At 66.5% G+C, this 19,107-nt stretch carries 17 protein-coding genes; 11 read left to right on the top strand and 6 right to left on the bottom strand.

From position 1 onward, the window contains the following. Positions 1-96: 96 nt before the first annotated feature. Positions 97-1,362, top strand: a complete 1,266-nt coding sequence (locus JZ791_RS09015) for a family 1 glycosylhydrolase (protein ID WP_438804495.1) — start codon at positions 97-99, stop codon at positions 1,360-1,362. Positions 1,363-1,411: 49 nt separating this feature from the next. Here JZ791_RS09015 and JZ791_RS09010 read toward each other — a convergent pair whose 3' ends face one another. The 3 genes from JZ791_RS09010 to JZ791_RS09000 form a co-directional block, all read right to left on the bottom strand. Beyond that, the gene (locus JZ791_RS09010) at positions 1,412-2,320 is read right to left on the bottom strand and encodes a CgeB family protein (protein ID WP_216893749.1); all 909 of its coding nucleotides are present in this window, start codon (positions 2,318-2,320) and stop codon (positions 1,412-1,414) included. A 91-nt stretch (positions 2,321-2,411) separates the two neighbouring features. After that, positions 2,412-3,899: a UbiD family decarboxylase gene (locus tag JZ791_RS09005; RefSeq protein WP_216893748.1), complete on the bottom strand. Its 1,488-nt coding sequence runs from the start codon at positions 3,897-3,899 to the stop codon at positions 2,412-2,414. Positions 3,900-3,911: 12 nt separating this feature from the next. After that, positions 3,912-4,505: a UbiX family flavin prenyltransferase gene (locus tag JZ791_RS09000; RefSeq protein ID WP_216893747.1), complete on the bottom strand. Its 594-nt coding sequence runs from the start codon at positions 4,503-4,505 to the stop codon at positions 3,912-3,914. Positions 4,506-4,751: 246 nt separating this feature from the next. Between JZ791_RS09000 and JZ791_RS08995 the strand changes: the two genes are divergently transcribed. Further along, positions 4,752-5,873: a catalase family peroxidase gene (locus JZ791_RS08995; RefSeq protein WP_438804493.1), complete on the top strand. Its 1,122-nt coding sequence runs from the start codon at positions 4,752-4,754 to the stop codon at positions 5,871-5,873. Beyond that, positions 5,863-6,474, top strand: a complete 612-nt coding sequence (locus JZ791_RS08990; protein ID WP_308162853.1) for a cytochrome b — start codon at positions 5,863-5,865, stop codon at positions 6,472-6,474. The genes JZ791_RS08995 and JZ791_RS08990 overlap by 11 nt, the downstream gene beginning before the upstream one ends. A 56-nt stretch (positions 6,475-6,530) precedes the next feature. Here the strand turns inward: JZ791_RS08990 and JZ791_RS08985 are convergent, their stop codons facing one another. Further along, entirely contained in the window at positions 6,531-7,202 is a 672-nt protein-coding gene (locus JZ791_RS08985; protein ID WP_216893745.1) for a GntR family transcriptional regulator, read from the bottom strand. Between the two features lie 45 nt (positions 7,203-7,247). Between JZ791_RS08985 and JZ791_RS08980 the strand changes: the two genes are divergently transcribed. After that, positions 7,248-7,670 (top strand): VOC family protein, encoded by a 423-nt coding sequence (locus JZ791_RS08980; RefSeq protein ID WP_216893744.1) that lies wholly within the window; start codon positions 7,248-7,250, stop codon positions 7,668-7,670. After that, positions 7,667-8,428 (top strand): SDR family NAD(P)-dependent oxidoreductase, encoded by a 762-nt coding sequence (locus tag JZ791_RS08975; protein WP_216893743.1) that lies wholly within the window; start codon positions 7,667-7,669, stop codon positions 8,426-8,428. The genes JZ791_RS08980 and JZ791_RS08975 overlap by 4 nt, the downstream gene beginning before the upstream one ends. A 176-nt stretch (positions 8,429-8,604) precedes the next feature. Here JZ791_RS08975 and JZ791_RS08970 read toward each other — a convergent pair whose 3' ends face one another. Then, a complete protein-coding gene (locus JZ791_RS08970; RefSeq protein ID WP_216893742.1) occupies positions 8,605-8,943 on the bottom strand; it encodes a hypothetical protein in 339 nt (112 codons plus the stop codon). Positions 8,944-9,246: 303 nt separating this feature from the next. Here JZ791_RS08970 and JZ791_RS08965 point away from each other — a divergent pair, with 303 nt between their 5' ends. From JZ791_RS08965 to JZ791_RS08945, 5 genes are all read left to right on the top strand, one after another. Then, positions 9,247-9,939 (top strand): hypothetical protein, encoded by a 693-nt coding sequence (locus JZ791_RS08965; RefSeq protein WP_216893741.1) that lies wholly within the window; start codon positions 9,247-9,249, stop codon positions 9,937-9,939. Positions 9,940-10,065: 126 nt separating this feature from the next. After that, complete coding sequence (sthA, locus tag JZ791_RS08960; RefSeq protein WP_216893740.1) at positions 10,066-11,466, top strand: Si-specific NAD(P)(+) transhydrogenase; 1,401 nt, start codon at positions 10,066-10,068, stop codon at positions 11,464-11,466. 58 nt (positions 11,467-11,524) lie between these two features. After that, a complete protein-coding gene (locus JZ791_RS08955) occupies positions 11,525-12,685 on the top strand; it encodes a YVTN family beta-propeller repeat protein (RefSeq protein ID WP_216893739.1) in 1,161 nt (386 codons plus the stop codon). Positions 12,686-13,033: 348 nt separating this feature from the next. After that, positions 13,034-14,350 carry a family 1 glycosylhydrolase gene (locus JZ791_RS08950; RefSeq protein ID WP_216893738.1) on the top strand — a complete coding sequence of 439 codons (1,317 nt, stop codon included), beginning with the start codon at positions 13,034-13,036 and terminating at the stop codon, positions 14,348-14,350. Between the two features lie 256 nt (positions 14,351-14,606). Next, positions 14,607-16,976 carry a hypothetical protein gene (locus JZ791_RS08945; RefSeq protein ID WP_216893737.1) on the top strand — a complete coding sequence of 790 codons (2,370 nt, stop codon included), beginning with the start codon at positions 14,607-14,609 and terminating at the stop codon, positions 16,974-16,976. Between the two features lie 37 nt (positions 16,977-17,013). Here JZ791_RS08945 and JZ791_RS08940 read toward each other — a convergent pair whose 3' ends face one another. Further along, entirely contained in the window at positions 17,014-17,763 is a 750-nt protein-coding gene (locus tag JZ791_RS08940; RefSeq protein ID WP_308162858.1) for a GNAT family N-acetyltransferase, read from the bottom strand. A 131-nt stretch (positions 17,764-17,894) separates the two neighbouring features. Here JZ791_RS08940 and JZ791_RS08935 point away from each other — a divergent pair, with 131 nt between their 5' ends. Beyond that, complete coding sequence (locus tag JZ791_RS08935) at positions 17,895-19,103, top strand: LLM class flavin-dependent oxidoreductase (RefSeq protein WP_216893736.1); 1,209 nt, start codon at positions 17,895-17,897, stop codon at positions 19,101-19,103. Positions 19,104-19,107: the final 4 nt, after the last annotated feature.

Here is a 19,107-nt window from a genome sequence, read left to right as displayed (position 1 = left end):
CTCATATTCGTCGGCAACCACCAAGACCAGCACAGTATCGGGTGACGAAGGCGGATCGGCGAATTTGTCCTGCGCGTTCCCGGCGTTATCCGGATGATGGACACCGTGAACGCACCCAAATCTCCCGAAACGTCCTCGCCGCCCGCCACAGTCGAACCGCTGGGCTCCGATTTCCTCTGGGGCGTCGCCACATCGGGCTTCCAGTCCGAAGGTCATGCGCCGGACAGCAACTGGATTCGCTATATCCAGCAATCGAAGTACGAGGCCTACGCCAATTCGGTCGACTTCTACGACCACTACACCTCCGATATTCCGCTCGCCAAGTCCTTGGGCATCAACGTCTTCCGGATGAGCGTCGAATGGGCACGGGTGGAACCCCAGCAGGGGCAGTGGGACGAAAACGCTTTCCGCTTCTACGATTCCGTGCTCGATGCGATCGCCGCCGCGGGTATGCGGCCGATGATCACCCTCGATCACTGGGTGTATCCGGGATGGAAGGCCGCCCAGGGCGGTTGGAAGGATTCGGGCATGGTCGCCGACTGGCTGACCAACGCCCATAAGGTCATCGACCGCTATGCGCCGCGAAAGCCCTTGTGGGTCACCGTCAACGAGCCCGTCGCCTATATCGTGCACGAGGAGCAGCAGACGGGGATTTCCGGCCCGGCCATCGAACCGCTGATCGCCGCGGTGCACAGCGGCGCCTACGACTACATCCATCAGGTGCAGCCGGATGCGATGGTCACCAGCAACATCGGCTACGTGTCCGGCGCCGAGACCCAGGACAACGGGCCGATGGTGGGGCGGCTGAAGGACAAGCTGGACTACCTCGGCGTCGATTACTACTACGGCGCGGACGATCCCAGCACAACTCCGCCGCCGAACCGCCAGCAGTGGGACCTTCCGCTGCAGCCCGAGGGCGTCTACTACGCGCTGCGGCACTACGCGCAGCAGTTCCCCGGCAAGCCGCTCTACGTGGTGGAAAACGGCATGCCGACGAACAACGGACAGCCCCGCCCCGACGGTTACGACCGCGCCGACTACCTGCGCGACATCGTCTACTGGCTGCAGCGGGCCCGCATGGACGGCATGAACGTGATCGGCTACAACTACTGGAGCCTCACCGACAACTACGAATGGGGTTCCTACACACCGCGTTTCGGTCTGCACACCGTCAATGTCGACACCGATCCCGCGCTCACCCGCACCCCCACCGACACGGTCGAGGCCTACCGCGCCATCATCGGATCCCACGGCGTCCCGGCCGGCTACCTGCCGACCCGCCCACCCGTGGCACGCTCCTACGTCGACCCGCCGAGCAGCTACGACAACCCCGTCACCCTCCCCCCACGAACCTCCGGCTAGCCGAAACCCGATAGACCGACCTCGCCACAGCGCACCGATCCGACCGCGGTCAGATTCGTTGTGGCGTCGTCGGCCGACGAAGGCCGGACGCGAGATCGAGGCTCGATGCCGGAAGCTCCGACAGTGCCGCGGCGATATATTCGGTGGCCGGTCTGCTTCGCATGATTTCCCGGCCGACCTCGATGCGGGCCTCGCGAGCGGCAGGTTTGGCGAGATAACGCAGACACGTCCCGACGATGTATTCGTAATCGACGAAGACGACCGCGTCGGAGAATTCTGCGCCCTCGTCGTCGATACAGTTTTCCGAGATCACGAAGACTTGGTTCGCCAGTAGATACGATACTCGGACAATTTCGAAGATCGCGTGATCGTGGTGGATGTTCAAGACTATTTTTGCCCGCGCGTACAAAGCGTCACGAGCAGTGCCATAGACGGCGGTATGGGCCTGCGCGTTGATACCCATTCCTTTCAGTCTCCGGATCACCGCCAGCCGCCTGTCATTGTATGTGCCGATGAAAAGTACATCGATGTCTCTCGTCGCGGCGGGCGGAATTCTCGTCAGCTCCGGAACGCCGCCGATAGGCACATGCCGAACATTATTCACCCTCGTCGCCCGAAGGGCGGCGATGTTGTGAAGGCTGTAGTCCCACACGATGTGCCGCCGGAACAGGGCCAGTAACTCGTCCGTGGCCCACCCCGTACCCGGGAAGATCTGTTCCAAATTGTAGAGAATGGCGTCGTCCGGAACCTCGATATCCCACCACGACAGCGTATTGCTACCGAATACGATATGCCTCCGGCCGGGGAGAGCGATATCGTCGGTCAGCACACTGTCGAAACCGAGACGCAGCAGAGCCGCATTCACCGTCTCCGCCACCTCGCGAAAGACCTCGCGATGAATGTATTCCTTCGGCGGTGCGATCGTTACCGCGAACCGCACGCAGTCCGCAGCACCCATGTCGCCACGTCACATCCTTTCCCGAGAAGCCGCTCCGAAACGGTTCCCAGTCTTCCCAATCCCCAGTCGTGGGAACCGTCGGCGCGGTGGTTCAGCCGGCCGTCCAGCCGGGCAGGAATTTGGAGACGTCGACGTCCTGGAACGGGGCACGGATGAAGCTGTCGCGCAGGTTCCACGGAACCGTGCAGTCGAAGATGACCTTCGTCGACATGCCGTGGTCGACATTGGTCCACAGGAAATCGGGATCGGCCGAGGGATCCAGCGGGTGGCAACGGACGCCGGGGATCGGGATGATGGATCGCTCGGCCTGGAAGCGGGTCGTCATCGCCCACAGCACGTCGTCGGTGTCGAAGATGTCCACGTCGTCGTCGACCAGGATGATGTGCTTCATTTCCGGGAAGGCGCCGAAGGCCACCAGGGCGGCCTGCCGCTCGCGGCCCTGGTCGTTGTGGTCGCGTTTGTGAATCTGCAGGATGCCGAGGTACTTGCCGCCGCCCGCCGAATGCGCGTAGACGTTGGCGACCAGTCCCGGCAGTGCGTCCTCGAGTGCTTGGGTCAGGGACCCCTCGGTCGGGATGCCGGCCAGGCTGACGTGTTCCTCGCCGGGACCGACGAGTGTCTGCAGGATCGGATCGCGGCGTGTGGTGACCGCGGTGACCTTGATGATCGGCAGCGACGGGTTCGCGACGCCGTCGTAACCGGGGAATTCCGGCATCGCGAAGCCGGTGTGCGTGTGCTGGTCCTCGGCGACCCGGGTCTTGGGCTGGATCAGCCCCTCGATGACGATCTCCGCCGAGGCCAGCGCCGCCTCGTCGACCGTCACCGCCTTGACCAGTTCGACCGCGGAACCCTTGAGCCCACCGGCGAATTCGAGTTCGTCGAAGCCGTACGGGGTCGACGGCGGCTCGAACGATATCGCCATATATTCCACCGGGGAGATACCCATCGAAATGGTGATCGGCATCGGTTCGTCCCGCGCGTCGTACTTGTCGTACATGAAGCCGATATGCCTGCCGGTCTGCATGAACACTGACAATTCGTCACGCCCCTGCACGCAGAGCCGATGGATCGTCACATCGTGCTTGCCGGTCTCCGGATCGGTCCCGCGCAGCACCGCCATACAGAAATAGGGACCGGCGTCCTGCGGCGTATTGGTCGGCGCGGGCAGCAGCGTGCGCAGGTCGAAGTCCGGGTCGTCGGCACGGTGCACGACCTCTTGGCAGGGTGCGGAATCGACGAGCACCGGGTCCTTGGCGTGCCGCATCGCGTCGAGCATGTGCTTGCCCAACCGCTTCTCGTCCGCGCCGAGGAACGCCGCGATCCGTCTGCGCGAGGCCAGCACGCCCACGATCACCGGAATGTCGTACCCCTTGACGTTCTCGAACAGCATGGCCGGGCCGACCCTGGTCGGGCGCGTCACCGTGCCGCCGGCGCCGACCTTTTTGTACACACCCGCCAGCTCCGCCTGCGGATCGACCTCGACCGCCGTCGAAACGAACTGCCCCTCCAGCGTTTTCAACAACTCGATGCCCTCGCGCAGGTCTCGGATGGGCGCTGCGGGAGCTGAAGATTCGGTCATGATGCCACCCCTCTACTCTTCGGGCGATGGGCGCCGGGCGCTGGCGAATCCGGTCCACTCGTAGTCGTGCCTCGACTCGAGACCGAAATGCCGCAGCAGCCGGGCGACGAACACGTTCACCAGATCGTCGATCGATTCGGGACGCTGATAGAACGAGAGCATCGGCGGGATCACCATCACCCCCAACCGCGCCAGCTTCAGCAGATTTTCCAGGTGGATGGCATTCAGCGGCGCCTCGCGCGGCACGACGACCAGCCTGCGCTGTTCCTTCAGCGTGACGTCCGCGGCCCGCTGAACCAGGCCCTCGGCATATCCGGCCGCTATCCCGGCGACCGTCTTCACGCTGCACGGCACGATCAACATCCCGTCGGTGCGGAACGAGCCCGACGCCAGCGGGCCGCTCAGATCGTCAGGACTGTAGGTGGCATCGGCCAGCGCCGACACGTCCCGGACGGCCATCCCCGTCTCCCACTCGATCGTGGATCGCGCCCACCGGCTGATCACCAGGTGCGACTCCACCTCCGGCTGCTCCCGCAGCTCCTGGAGCAATCTGATCCCGAGTACCGCACCGGTCGAACCGGTGATGCCAACCACCAACCGCCGCATATCGACTCCTTTGGGCCATAGGACCGCACGGAACTGCCGATCGTCTAGCATTCCAACTGTAGCAATCGACTAGCTAACATCCGTCGACGGCTGACACTCGAAGGCGACACGCCGCCGGCGGGGCACCGCACCCGGCCCTCGGCACGTCACAGTTTCGTCACTGGCTGTGCGGCCGCTTCGGTCCGTCGGCGACGTAACGTCGGTGCGGCGTAATGGTTTCGGTACGACTGTCATGAAGAGGCGAGTGTGGACGAGCACGCACCATCCGATCCGGTACCACCATCCGAGGCTGCGGATACGCCGGGGCGGGGGCTGTCTCGCCGAGGCGCACTGGCCGGTATCGCTGCGGTAGGCGGGATTTCGGCGGTCAATGTCGGCGCGTTCGCGTGGGCGGGAGGCTGGTTCACACCGGACAGCCTGAGTTCGGGCACGTTCGTCGATCGGTTCGAACAGGTCTATGGGCGGCACAGCGGGTTTCGGCGCAATCATGCCAAGGGGCTGAGTGCTTCCGGGACGTTCGTCAGCAACGGGGCCGGGGCCGCGCTGTCGGCGGCGACGGTGTTTCGGACCGGATCCACGCCGGTGACGGCCCGATTCTCGCTGTCGGGAGGTATGCCGATGGCCGCCGATCAGAACGGAACGGTACGGGGACTCGCGCTGCTGTTCCATCTGGACGGACGCGAGCAGTGGCGGACCGCCATGGTGAACATTCCGGTATTCCTCGACCGGGTGCCGCGGGGGTTCTACGACCGGATGCTCGCCACGGAACCGGTGGCCGCGACCGGCAAACCGGACCCCGCCAAGCTCGCGGCGTTCCTCGCGAAGTATCCGGAGACCGAGCGGGCGATGGCCGTCGTCGCACGGACGACGCCCTCGAACGGGTTCGCCAACAGTCCGTTCAACGGGCTCAACGCATTTCGGTTCACCGATGCCGCCGGCGCGACGACGCCGGTGCGGTGGAGTCTGCTCCCGGAGGATCCGTTCGCGGCGGGTACGCACGCGGCGGGACGGGACTATCTGTTCGATGCGCTGATCGAACGCCTCGCGCACGGACCGGCGCGCTGGCGGATGGTGGTCACGGTCGCACAGCCGGGCGATCCGACGAACGACGCGACACGCGCCTGGCCCGCGGACCGGCGGCAGGTCGAGGTCGGCACGCTCAGCATCGACGCGGTGGCGACAGAAGCGCCGGACAATGCGCGCGATGTCAACTTCGACCCGACGGTGCTGCCGACCGGGATCGACCTGTCGGACGATCCGCTGCTCGCGGCACGGTCGTCGGTGTATGCGCGGTCCTATCAGCGGCGCACCCGCGAACCGCATACCCCCAGCGCGGTCGAGGCGCCGGAGGCCCACCGTGCCCAGTGACACCGAGACAACCGCCGTGAAGTTCACCGCCGTCGCCCGCGGCCTGCACTGGATCATGGCCGCGGCCGTCATCGCCATGCTGTTCATCGGCGTGTTCATGGTCGGCTCGATCAGCGAGTTCCACCTGCTGGTCACCATTCATGAACCCTTGGGTTTCGCGATTCTGATACTCGCGCTGGTCCGCATCGGCTGGCGGCTGCGGCATACACCGCCACCGTGGCCGCCCGGGATGTCGCGGCCCGAACGATTGGCCGCGAAGTACTCCGAGCGGTTGATGTACGCGCTGTTCATTCTGCAACCGCTGTTCGGGTGGGCGATGGTATCGGCGTCGGGGCAGCCGGTCGTGCTGTTCGGATCGTGGTACCTGCCGTCCATCGCACCCGCGAACGCGACCGTGTTCGCGGTCCTGTTGCGCGCGCATATCGTCGCCGCCTATCTGCTGTACGTCACCTTCGCCGCGCACCTGGCGGCGGTGCTGTGGCATACGCTCGTGGTTCGCGACGGGATGCTGTCCCGGATGACGTTCGGGTTGGTGCGCGCAGGCACGTCCGCACCGGCCGCGCAGGTGATCCCGGCCACCGAAGCCCGTACAGCTCAATAGATTTCGCCGCGCCGATCGGGCGGGATCGCGATCGAGCGCCGCTCGGGCGGCAGCGCTCAGGCGTACAGATGCTTCAGTAGATTGCGGCGGGCAGAGTCGACGTGTTCCTGCGCGCAGCGGGCAAGCGTCTCGTGGTCCTCCGAGCGCAGCAGCGCCACCAATTCGCGGTGCTCATCGATCACCCGATCCCGGTAGTGCTCGTATCCGGCTGCGACGCGGCGCATTTGGAACAGATACACCTGGGAGCGCACACCCAGCCATGCCTCGCGCAGCCGTCGATTCCCCGCGGCCTCGTAGATGCGGTCGTGAAAGGCGATGTCGAGGGCGAGCAGGCGCTGCCCCGACGCGGCGCCGCCCACTTCCGTCTCCATCGCGTCAACCAGTTCGTCGAGCGAGGCGAACAGGCCGGGTTCGGCCGCGGCCTGCGCGCTGACCGCGGCCAGCCGGTCCAGCGCGCCCCGCAGCGAATAGACCTCCTCGACATCGTGCGCGGTGACCTCGATGACGGTGGTCGCGCGATGCCACCCGGTGTGAATGAGCCCCTCGCGCGCCAGCAGGGTCAGCCCCTCACGGACCGATCCTCGGCTGACGCCCAGCGCGGCGGCCAGATCGACCTCACGCAGCGGCGCGCCCGGGGAGAAGTCTCCGGCGAAGATCGCCTGGCGGATGAGGTCGGCGGCCTCTTCGGCGAGTCCGCGGCGAGCCGCTTTGGGTAACGGAGTGCTCATGTCTTAATGTTGACATTAGGACATGAGCCGGAGCAAGCTGGAATCATGTCATCCCGTCCCGCCGTACACCTGGCCATCCCGGTTGACGATCTCGACGCCGCCCGCGTGTTCTACGGCGATGTGCTCGGGCTCGCGCAGGGCCGCTCCAGCGATCACTGGATCGATTGGAACCTGCACGGCCATCAACTGGTGACGCATGTCGTGCCCAAAGGCGCGGCGGCACGCGGGACGAGCGAGGTCGACGGGCACAACGTGCCGATCCCCCACTTCGGCCTGCTCCTGGAGACCGACGAGTTCCATGCCCTGGCCGCCCGGCTGCGCACGGCCGGTACGGAATTCCTCATCGAGCCCTATCTGCGGTTCCCGGATCGCCCGGCCGCGCAGTGGACCATGTTCTTCCGTGATCCCGCCGGTAATGCCTTGGAGTTCAAGGCCTTTACCGACGAAGACCAGGTGTTCGCGCGATGAGGCGGGTTCTGGTGTCCGGGGCTTCGCGGGGGATCGGCCGGGCGGTCGCGTCGATCTTCGCCGAACACGGCGATCGGGTGGCCGTCCACTACGGCGCCAATGCCGATGCCGCGGAACAGACCCTGAAGGGGCTGCCCGGTTCCGGCCACATCATGGTGGCGGGCGATCTCCGCGATCCGAACGCCACGCGCGCGATCGCCGAGACCGCGGTGCGCGAGCTGGGCGGCATCGACGTGCTGGTCAACAATGCCGCCGTCGCCCCCTCGGCCGCCACCAGACATGCGATCGCGGACGTCGATTACGCGCAGTGGCAACAGGTTTGGCGACAGATGATCGATGTCAATCTGCTCGGCGCGGCCAACCTGACCTACGCCGTCACCCGCCATCTCATGGACCGTGGGTCGCCCGGCAGCATCGTCAATATCGGCTCGCGCGGCGCCTTCCGGGGTGAACCGGATTTTCCCGCGTACGCCGCCGGTAAGGCGGCGCTGCACGCCTTCGGGCAGTCCATGGCGGTAACCCTGGCGCCCCACGGCATCTCGGTCACCTCCGTGGCGCCGGGCTTCGTCGGCACCGAGCGCCAGGAGACGAAACTGACCGGCCCCGAGGGCGATACGGTTCGCGCGCAGAGTCCGTTCGGGCGGGTCGGCACACCGGACGAGGTCGCCGCGGCGGTGTTCTATCTGGCCTCCGCGCAGGCGCAGTGGGCCTCCGGCGCGGTCCTGGACCTCAACGGAGCCTCCTACCTGCGTACGTGACCTCCTGGCCCGGCAGCATCACTCGTCGTCCAGGCACGCTCTTGGCCGGGATTCAACTGCGCCAATACATATGGATTCCAGCCAAAGGCGTGCCGGAATGGCGGAGGGCCGGAGCGGCACTACCGGAATGGCGGAGGGGCGGTGCAGCACCACCGGAATAACGGGGCGTTGCAGCACTAATCGGGCACGAGGGCGTAGACCCGCACGATGAAGGTGTCCTGCTTCGCGCCGGAGGGGTTGGCGATATAGAAACCCCGGCGCGACAACCCTCGCTCGCGCGGTATCGGAGTTCTGGCGCCGGGGGCGATATTCGACAGGACACGCTGGTCGAGGTTCGCCCTGACGTCGGACAGCACGTTGAATCTGATGCTCGCGGTATCGGGTTCGGTTCGCCAGAGCAATTCCGTTGCTCCCGCGGGGAGTTCGCCCAGCGAGAAGTTCTCACTCGAGCGGTCTCGCTGTCCCTTCCATGGACTACCGCCCGAACTGACCTCGGCGATCAAGACCTGCGCCATCTCCGCCCTCCCTCGTCTCGCGGACCGTCGCGGAAATCAAGGTTACGCCCGCGCGGGTCGCTTATCTGCCGTGTACCTCGCAACGAGCCTCCCGACCAGCGCGACACGCCGGGTGTGCCGTGCCGTGCATCATAAAAATTCGGACACTAGGCTCAGCAGAATCTGGACAACATTCAGCAAACATCAGCCTGCGGGACCCACCCGCATGCGCGCTCGATGTTGGTTGCCGAACGACCATCAACACCGTCCCTGCTCGTTGGATTTCGGCGCGCCCAGGCGCGCCCCCAGTGAAAGAGGATTGGATTGAACAGGACTGCTGTAACGACGCTGCTCTGCGGATTCGCCACCGTCGGCCTGCTCTCCGGCACGGCCTCGGCGGCGACCACCGCCGAACGGGCGTATCTGAAGGCGCTGGACGACACCTACCAGACCGCCTACAAGGAAGATGCGAAGTCCGGGACCGGAAAGGACGCCGACGCGCTGATCAAGGCGGGCCAGCGGTCGTGTGCCTACATCAAGGACCAGGTCGCCAAGGGGATCTATTCCGCCGAGACGGCCGACAAGGCCCTGAAGTGGGACCCGGAGGTATATGTCACCGAGGGTGAAACCACACTGATCCGGCAGGCCGCGCTCGACAACCTCTGCCCGAATGTCGTCAAGGGCGGCACGGTCGACGCCCCGGGGACAACCGGAGCCAAGGGCGACGGTGACAAGAGCACCCAGGGCACGACGAGCGATACGAGCGCGCAGAGCGATCGCGGATCTGCCGATAAGGATTCGGCCGGAAAACAGGACGCCTCCGGTACCGCGAGCACCGCGGACAAGAAGGACTCCGACAGTAAGAGCAGCACATCCGGCAAGCAGGACACCGAGGGTAAGAGCAGCGCCCCGAAGAAGGACCAGACCGCCGTCCAGGACGGTCCGTCCGGTAAGACCGATCCCAAAAAGCCAGCCGGCGGCGGCGGGCTTTTCGGCACCGGCTCGGCGGGTAACTGACACACCCTGCCGATTCCGATGATTCGCACAGTGGCCCCGCACTCCGGCATCCAGGAGCGCGGGGCCACTGCCTCATCCACCGGCATCCGACTGCGGATGTAACCTCACGCTGGCACACTGAGCCCCATGTACGACTACGACGTGCTCGTCCTCGGGTCCGGTCCCGGCGGTCAGAAGGCGGCCATCGCCACCGCGAAGCTCGGCAAACGCGCGGCCGTGGTGGAGCGCCGCGACATGATCGGTGGGGTGTGCATCAACACCGGCACCATCCCGTCCAAGACGCTGCGCGAGGCCGTGCTGTATCTCACGGGCCTGAGTCAGCGCGAGATGTACGGGCAGAGCTATCGGGTCAAGGAAGACATCACCGTCACCGATCTGCTCTCGCGCGCCCAGCACGTGATCGGGCGCGAGATCGACGTGATCCGCAACCAGCTCGCGCGCAATCACGTGGCGCTCCTGCCCGGATTGGGCGCGTTCGTGGACGAGCACACGATCGAGGTGATCGATGGCACCGGGCAGGAGCTGAAGGTCACCGCCGACAAGATCGTCATCGCCACCGGAACCCAGCCGGCACGGCCGGATACGGTGGATTTCGACGGTAGGACCATCATCGATTCCGATGGCATCCTGCAGCTCGAGCGGGTGCCGCAGTCGATGATCATCATCGGTGCGGGTGTCATCGGCATCGAGTACGCGTCCATGTTCGCCGCGCTGGGCACCAAGGTGACCGTGGTGGAGTCGCGGGAGCGGATGCTGGACTTCTGCGATATCGAGGTGGTCGAGGCGCTCAAGTACCACCTGCGCGATCTGGCCGTCACCTTCCGGTTCCGGGAGACCGTCACGGCGGTCGAGCGGCATCCGCGCGGAGCGATCGCGATCATGGAGAGCGGCAAGAAGATTCCGGCCGAGGTGGTGATGTATTCGGCCGGTCGTCAGGGCATGACCGCCGGCCTGCGGCTGGAGAAGGCGGGCCTGAGCGCGGACAAGCGCGGCCGGGTCACCGTCGACGAGCATTTCCGCACCGAGGTCCCGCACATCTACGCGGTCGGCGATGTGATCGGCTTCCCGGCGCTGGCCGCGACCTCGATGGAGCAGGGCCGCCTGGCCGCGCACCACGCCTGCGGCGAGCCGGTGCATACGCTGTCGGCGCTGCAGCCGATCGGCATCTACACGATTCCGGAGATCAGCTTCATCGGCCAGACCGAGGACGAACTCACCGCCATCCGCAAACCGTTCGAGGTCGGTGTCTCGCGCTACCGCGAACTGGCCCGCGGCCAGATCATCGGCGACTCCTACGGCGTCCTGAAACTGCTGGTCTGCTCCGAGACCAAGGAAATCCTCGGCGTCCACGTCTTCGGCACCGGCGCAACCGAACTCGTGCACATCGGCCAGGCCGTGATGGGCTGCGGCGGCACGGTCGACTACCTGGTCGACGCCGTCTTCAACTACCCCACCCTCGCCGAGAGCTACAAGGTGGCCGCGCTGGACGCGATGAACAAGATCCGCCAGATCGAGCATATGGACTGATTGTCGGCGCCTGCCGGAACGGACCACCTGTCCGGCAGGTTCGGCGGATACTTCAGTGGTGAGGTCACGGGAAGCCTCGGAAGTCGTTGCGCCTGGCAGGTCTTGGCGCCGAATCCGATCGGGACAGCTGTGGTGGCTGGTATTCGCGGCGGTCACGCTGGTGGCGCTGCTGCTCGCCGGCGCCCTGCTGGTTGTGATGATCGGCGACAAGAACAGCACACGCGGAGCGACCGCCGCCCTGCCCGCATCGCGATCCGCCGTACCCTCGCCGTACGCTCCGTCCTCGGCGTCATCCGCCATCCTGCACCCGGCGCCATCGATCGCCGAACCCGTTGTCATGGGCAAGGTCCCGGTCCCCGCACCGCAGGCGCTCGCCGTACCTCCCGCGGGCTGGCAGGGCCTGGTGATCGGCGGCGATCATCGGGTGTACGGGCTCGCGCTGGGGCAGGGTGCGGCAGCGCCGATGATCTACACCCCGTTGCCGCCACGCTTCGCTTCCTTCACGCCGGATGGGCGGCACGCGTACATCAGCACCTACGGGGACAACGACGCCGGTGTGGTGGAGGTCCTCGATATCGCCAGCAATGCGATCCTCGACGACATTCCGGTCGGCCTGCGCCCCTACTCCCTTGCCGTCACCCCGAACGGCGGCGAGGTCTGGGTGCCCGATCACGATTCGTCCGCGTTGTCGGTGATCGACACCTCGACCGATACGGTGGTGGCAACCATTCCCGTGGCCCCCAATCCGCACTGGATCAGCTTCACTCCGGATGGGAAGACCGCCTTCGTCGCCGATCACGAGTCCAACCTGGTGTCGGTGATCGACGTCGCCGGACGCACTGTCCGCGCGACGATTCCGGTGCCCGAGTCACCACACTGCGTCGTGGTGTCCCCCGACGGCAGCCAGGCATTGGTGGCCAGCTACAACGCCGCCTCGGTATCCTTCATCGACACGGCCACCCTGCGGGTCACCACCACCGCGGTGGGCCAGAATCCGCAGTCGATCGCCTACGCGCGCGATGGCCGCCACGCCTATGTGGCCGACAACGGATCGGGTTCCGTCTCCGTCCTGGACACCGCCACCCGGCAGGTCACGGCGACACTGGGGGTCGGTGCGGGCCCCGATGACGTTGCGGTGTCACCCGACGACCGGTATGCCTTCGTCGCCGCCGAGGAGGCGAACGCGGTCACGGTGCTGTCCATCGCGGCCAACCGCTGACTGCCCGAGACCATCCCGGGGACGGGCCGAGAGCGGACCCGTCCCCGAGATGGGATCACTGTGCGGAGGACGCCGAACCGCCGATCGGCATCCGCTGAGAGGTCACGGTAGCGCAATACGGCGGTACCCCATCCGCATCGTGACTTCACCCGGACGCGATGTCCGGATGAAGGAATGTGTTCGTGCAACAAGCGTGTTCGCAGAAGCACGATACGCACATGAGCCCGTAGTTCCGCCACCGCTGTTCCCACCTGTGAGAACTCCCGGGCCGGGCCCCAGCGGTCGATCCGACCCGCCCATGGGCGGAATTTCGTTTATGTTGCAATAGTTTTGGCTACCCTGGAGCGAATGGGAACACCTAACCGACGTCAAGTCTTGGCAGGGTGCGCGGCGGCGGCGGCCGCCCTGGTCACACGGGGTACGGCCGGGGGTACGCCGCCTTCCGGGCTCGGGGGGCCGCTCAGGGAATCGGCGGGCGCGGTCGCGCAGCTGGGCGGTAATTTCTTCTGGGGCGTCTCGACGTCCGGATTCCAGACCGAAGGTTATGCGCCCGACAGCAATTGGAGCCGCTTCGTCAGCTCCGGCAGGGCCGAGCCGTATTACAACTCGGTGCGGTTCTGGGATCGCTACGCGGAGGACATCGGTAACGCGCGGGCGATGGGCGCGGGGGTGTACCGCATGAGTATCGAGTGGGCCAGGGTGCAGCCCAGGCCGCTCATCTGGGACGAGCAGGCGCTGAACCACTATGGGCAGATCGTGGAAACCATTGTCCGCCACGGCATGACACCGATGCTGACCCTCGACCACTGGGTTTACCCGGGCTGGGTGGCCGATATGGGCGGCTGGAACACCGACGCGATGATCGGGCTCTGGCTGGCCAATGCCGCCGCCGTCGTACAGCGTTTCGACCGCTACCGGCCGATCTGGGTGACCATCAACGAGCCCATCGCCTACATCGGCAGCGAACAACGCATCGGCCGGATCAGCCAGGCCCAGCGCGAGCCGATGCTGAACCGGCTCGCCGCGGTCCACAACGCGGCCTTCGCCTCCATCCATGCCCTACGCCCGAATGCGCTCGTCACCAGCAACCTCGGCTACGTGCCCGGGGTCGGCCTCGATGTGAACCACAGATTCCTCGACCTGATCGGTGAGAACTTCGACTTCCTCGGTATCGACTACTACTGGGCGTCCGGCGGCAGCGGGAACCTGTGGGACCTGCCGGTACATACCGAGGGCATCTACTACGCGCTGCGCCACTACGCACGGCAGTTCCCGAACAAGCCGCTGTACATCGTGGAGAACGGCATGACGACCGAGAACGGCCGCCCGCGCGCCGACGGCTACACCCGCGCCGGTCACCTCCGCGACACCGTCTACTGGGTCCAGCGCGCCAAGGCCGACGGCGTGAACGTCATCGGCTACAACTACTGGAGCCTGAACGACAACTACGAATGGGGCAGCTACACACCGCGATTCGGCCTGTATACCGTCGACGTCGTCGGCGACGCCCGGCTGGCCCGCATACCCACCGACGGCGTCGGCGCCTTCCGGGACGTGATCGCGGCCGGCGGGGTACCCGGCAACTATCGCCCGACCCATCCCCCGGCGCCCTGCGCGCAGGTCGACTCGGCCAACAACTGCGGCCTCCCGGTCGGCGTGCCGTGACGTAGATCTCATACGAGCAGGGAAAGGAGTTCGCAGCGACGCCGGTGATGACCGGAAGGTGAACAGCCGGCGTCGCCGCACGAACGAATCCCAACGCGCCGAAGGGTTTTCGTCGCGCGCTATTCGCAAGCCGGACCGCGGTCGTTCATACCGTCACGTTAACTTCGCAAGTGGCTTTCCGGGGACTGTTGAGCAGCCCCGATGTGCGGTCACTCCTTTGTCGTGCTCGAACGGCGTGCGGAAGGCGAATCGGGTCGTGGTGGGGAACAACTACATATCGCTCGGGAGGCGTTGGCTCCTGCGGGCCGTGGCGGCCGTCTTCGGACTCGTCGTATTCCCCGGCGTGCTGGGCGCAACGGCCCGCGCCGGGACCGGGGCGCTGGCCGCCGAATCGTCCACCAGCAGTGCGCTCGGCTGGATGCACATCACCGATACCTATGGTGTGCAGCTGTCGAACTATCTGTACGCCACCAACCACGGCAGCCTGCTGAATCCGGGGGACACCGCCGTCTCGACGGTGCTCGGCCTGGAGTTCGCGGGCTGGAAAATCATTGTGACGACGGCCATCTGGTTGATCGGTTATGCCCTGAGCTTCAGCTGGCTGCAGTGGTTCGCCAAGCCGCTGACCGGGATCGCGCACAGCCTCAGCGGACAGATCGCCACGCCGATCATGCTGGTCACCGCCGCGGCCATCGGCGCGTTCTTCGTCGCGTATTTCGTTGTCCGCGGCCACTATTCGAAGGCGACGCTGCAGGTCGCGACCATGCTCGCGGTCGCGGTGATCGGGCCGCTGTATCTGGCCGCGCCACTGGCCGATACGTTCTCCTCCGATGGCCTGCTGGCGCAGGGGCGGAATCTGGGCATCTCGGTGGCGGCCGGATTGGACGGGCAGGACACCACCGATCCGACCGCTCTGGTGGCGACGATGCAGGGCATGCTGGCCGACGACTTCGCCCGACATCCGTTGCAGGTGTGGAACTTCGGGCATGTCATCGACAACGATGCAGCCTGCCGCGCGGCGTGGTCGGCGGGAGTCGCCGCGGGCAGCGAAACCCGGGTGAAGAACGGTCTCGCCGGATGCGGGGACTCGGCCGCGCAGGCGTCGGCGAACAATCCGAGTTTCGATCAGATCGGGACGGGCCTGCTGATCCTGCTGCTGGGAGCGTTACTGCTGCTGTTCGGGGCCTACCTGGCGATCAAGATCATCAAGTCCGCGCTCGACACGATCTACCACGGACTGTTGTCGATCTTCGGATTCGCCGCGGGCGGATTCGTCTATGGCGTCACCCAGACATTCCTGGTGCGCAACATGGTCGACGGGGTGGTCGCGGCGGCGCGGATGACGATCTTCACCGTCTTCCTCGGCGTGTACGTGCTGTTCCTGGGTGATCTGTTCGATATGGCCGGTGGCGAGGTGATGGCCGTCTTCGTCGTCGGCGGGATCGTGGAGGTCATCGCGATCTCGCAGCTGCGCCGCATCGGCCGCAGCCTGGAGCACGGAAACGAGTGGCTCGCCAACAAGTTCGCCCTCGGCATCCAGGGCGGCGCCGGGTCGGGTACGGCGGGTTCCGGCGGCGGCGCGGCGCTGGGTATGGGCGCCGTCGGGGCGAGCCACTCGCTGGCGTCGAACAGGCTGCTCGTGGATCTCGCCGCGGCCGGCACGTTCAACAATTCGCCGGTGACCGAGTGGCTGTTCGGAACCCGGACGCCGCTGCGGAAATTCGCGCGGCGGGAAAAGGCGGCATCGCTGGGGCAGTGGGGATTCTGGGGTGGCGAGGGAGTCGGCGGCGAGACGGGGTTCTATGCCCAGTCGTACATGAACCGCAGGCTGTTCTCGACCGCCGCCCGGCAGGCCGCCGAGCGGGCCGGCGGTGTCAATACCGTGCGTGGCGCCGCGGCGGCCCTGACCGGCCTGGATGATGTCGGTGGCAAGGTGAGCGACGCCTACGCGGCGCTGACGGGCGCCGGATTCACCAACGAGAGGGTCAAGCTCAACGCGATCCGCTCCTGGGGAATCGTCGAGGCGAACTCGGGTACGTGGACCCTCGGTGACAAGCGCCTGGGCCGCATGGTCGCCGCCGTGCAACGGGCCCAGGACTCCTCGCTTCGACTGGTGGACGGCACCGGTGATCCCGAGGAGGTCGCCGCGGATCTGGCGACATTGCAGGCGGCCGCGTTCAGCTTCCAGCGCGCCAACCCCGGAGGCGTCACCCTCGACGCCGGCGCCGCCTTCGGACCGCAGCGCAGCTTCGTCACCGACTACATGACAAACCCGGCCGCTACCAAGATCAAACAGCTGCAGCAGGTGGCGAACGGTGATCTCACCGCGGCCACCGGAACATTGGCCGGAGTCGACCAGCTCAACGCCGAACGCATGCTCCAGTGGATCGGCAACAGGCATGCGGAGCTCAGCCTGGATTCCGTCGACGCGGCGCTGCGGAATCCGAGCGATCCACAGCGACTCAGGGACGTCCGGGAGATCATCTCCGCCGCCACCGACACCGATCAGTGGGCGTCGGGGGCCAAGCGGACGCCATGGAACTCCCTTGCGCCGCCGGGAGCCAATCCGGTGCGCCCCGGCTGGGCGGCGCCGCATGCGAGAGTCGGCAGATTGCTGAACAGATAGTGCGCTGTCTGGTCCCCGTAGTGCGGAATCGGCGGCACTATGACCGGAACGCTGATGGCGCGTCCGGGGCTTGCACGATGGTGAGGACCGAACGATTGCGCAGGGTGAAGCCGAGGGTCTCGTAGAGGCTGATGGCGGTGGTGTTCGTGGCGAGGGCGTGCAGGAACGGGATCTCGCCGCGGTCGCGGATACCCGCGCCCACCGCGCGGACGAGGCGGGTGGCGATACCGCGGCCGCGGAACTCGGCGTCGGTGCAGACGGCGCTGATCTCGGTCCAGCCGGGCGGGTGCAGGCGTTCACCGGCCATCGCCACCAACCGACCGTTCACCCGAAGGCCCAGGTAGGTGCCCATTTCGATGGTTCGCGAAGTGAACGGGCCGGGTTCGGTGCGGGCGATCAGGTCCAGGATCTCGGGCACGTCCGCCGGGGTGAGCACCTCGAGTTCCGGGTCGTGGGCCACGCGCAGGGCGGTGCCGTCCATCTGCACAGAGCCCTTCTCGTCCAGAACGGTCCAGCCGTCGGGCGGCACGTGACCCGCGCCGCGCAAGCCGGTGGCGCCGCCGGGTCCGAGAATGACGGCCAGGTCGGCCCAATCCTGCTGGTCGAGCTGTGGCGGGTGGCCGACGAACCGGGTGACCTGCGGGTCGTAACGGCCGATCCGGCCCGACCAGGTCGCGAACCGATGGTGCTCGCCGTGCAGCGAGGTGCGTACCGGGTCGTCCAGGGGGTGCGGCGCGTCGGTGGTCTCCGGGGCGACGGGCCGGTCCCGCCCGATGGTCGTGTCGATGGTCACCCAACGTCCAATTCCGCTTGCACACAGTTTATTTCCCTTGGATCGAGCTGATTTCAACCGTTGACGCCGAACGGGCCGGACGCCGATCGTGGTTGGTGATCGTCTACCGATAGAACGGGGAACCGATGGCACCGGACGCGTTGCATCTCGGCGTTGCGCTCGATGGGGCGGGCTGGCATCCGGCCGCATGGCGCGAGCCCGATTCCCGTCCCGCCGAACTGTTCTCCCCGGGCTACTGGACGGATCTGGCCGGTATCGCGCAGCGCGGGTTGCTGGATTTCGTGAGCATCGAGGACAGCCTGACGATTCCCGGCACCCGGTCCGCGCCGCCGGACGACGCGGTGGACCGGGTCCGGGCCAGAATCGACGCACATCTGATCGCCGCCCGGATAGCCCCGGCCACCCAGCATATCGGGCTGATCCCGACGGTGACCGCCACCCACACCGAGCCGTTCCACGTCTCCGCGGCCATCGCCACCCTGGACCACACCTCGCGGGGCCGCGCGGGATGGCAGGTGAAGATATCCGGAACAGGCTCGGAGGCGGCGCATTTCGGCCGTCGCACGATCCGGGACCTGGCGCGCGCGGAAATCGCCGAGGCGGTCGGCGCGGGTGCGACGCCCGGTCAGGTGCATGAATTGTTCGCCGAGGCCACCGATGTCGTCGAGGTGGTGCGACGGCTCTGGGACAGCTGGGAGGACGACGCCGAGATCCGCGACGTGCCGAACCGGCGATTCATCGACCGCGACAAACTGCACTACATCGACTTCCAGGGCCCGCAGTTCAGCGTGCGCGGACCGTCCATCACGCCGCGTCCGCCACAGGGACAGCCGGTGGTGACGGCCCTGGCCCACGCCCCGCTGATCTATGAATTCGCCTCCCGCACGGCTGATCTGGTATTCGTCACACCCGCCCGGGAGACCGGACCGGAGCCGATTCTGGACCAGGTCGTCGCGGCACAGGCATATCGCGCCGGCGAACCGCTGCGGGTGTACGCGGACCTGGTGGTCTTCCTGGACACCGAGACCGCGAGCGGCGCCGCCCGCCTGGCGCGGTTGAACGAGGTCGCCGGCGTCGAATTCATCTCCGACGCGGCGATTTTCGCCGGAAGCGCCGACGAGCTGGCCGATCTGCTACTCACCTGGCGTGAGCTGGGCGTCGACGGATTCCGCCTGCGCCCCGGCGTCGCGGTCGACGACCTCACCGCGATCACCGATCGCCTGGTGCCGATCCTGCAGCGACGCAACGCCTTCCGCACCGCCTACCCGGACGGTCCGCTGCGCGCACTGCTCGGCCTGCCGGTCACCGTCCCCAACCGCTACGCGACAGCCTGAGGTT

The sequence above is a fragment of the Nocardia alni genome, from assembly GCF_019038435.1.
Classification (GTDB): Bacteria; Actinomycetota; Actinomycetes; order Mycobacteriales; family Mycobacteriaceae; genus Nocardia; species Nocardia alni.
This window is presented reverse-complemented; position numbering and strand designations above follow the sequence as displayed.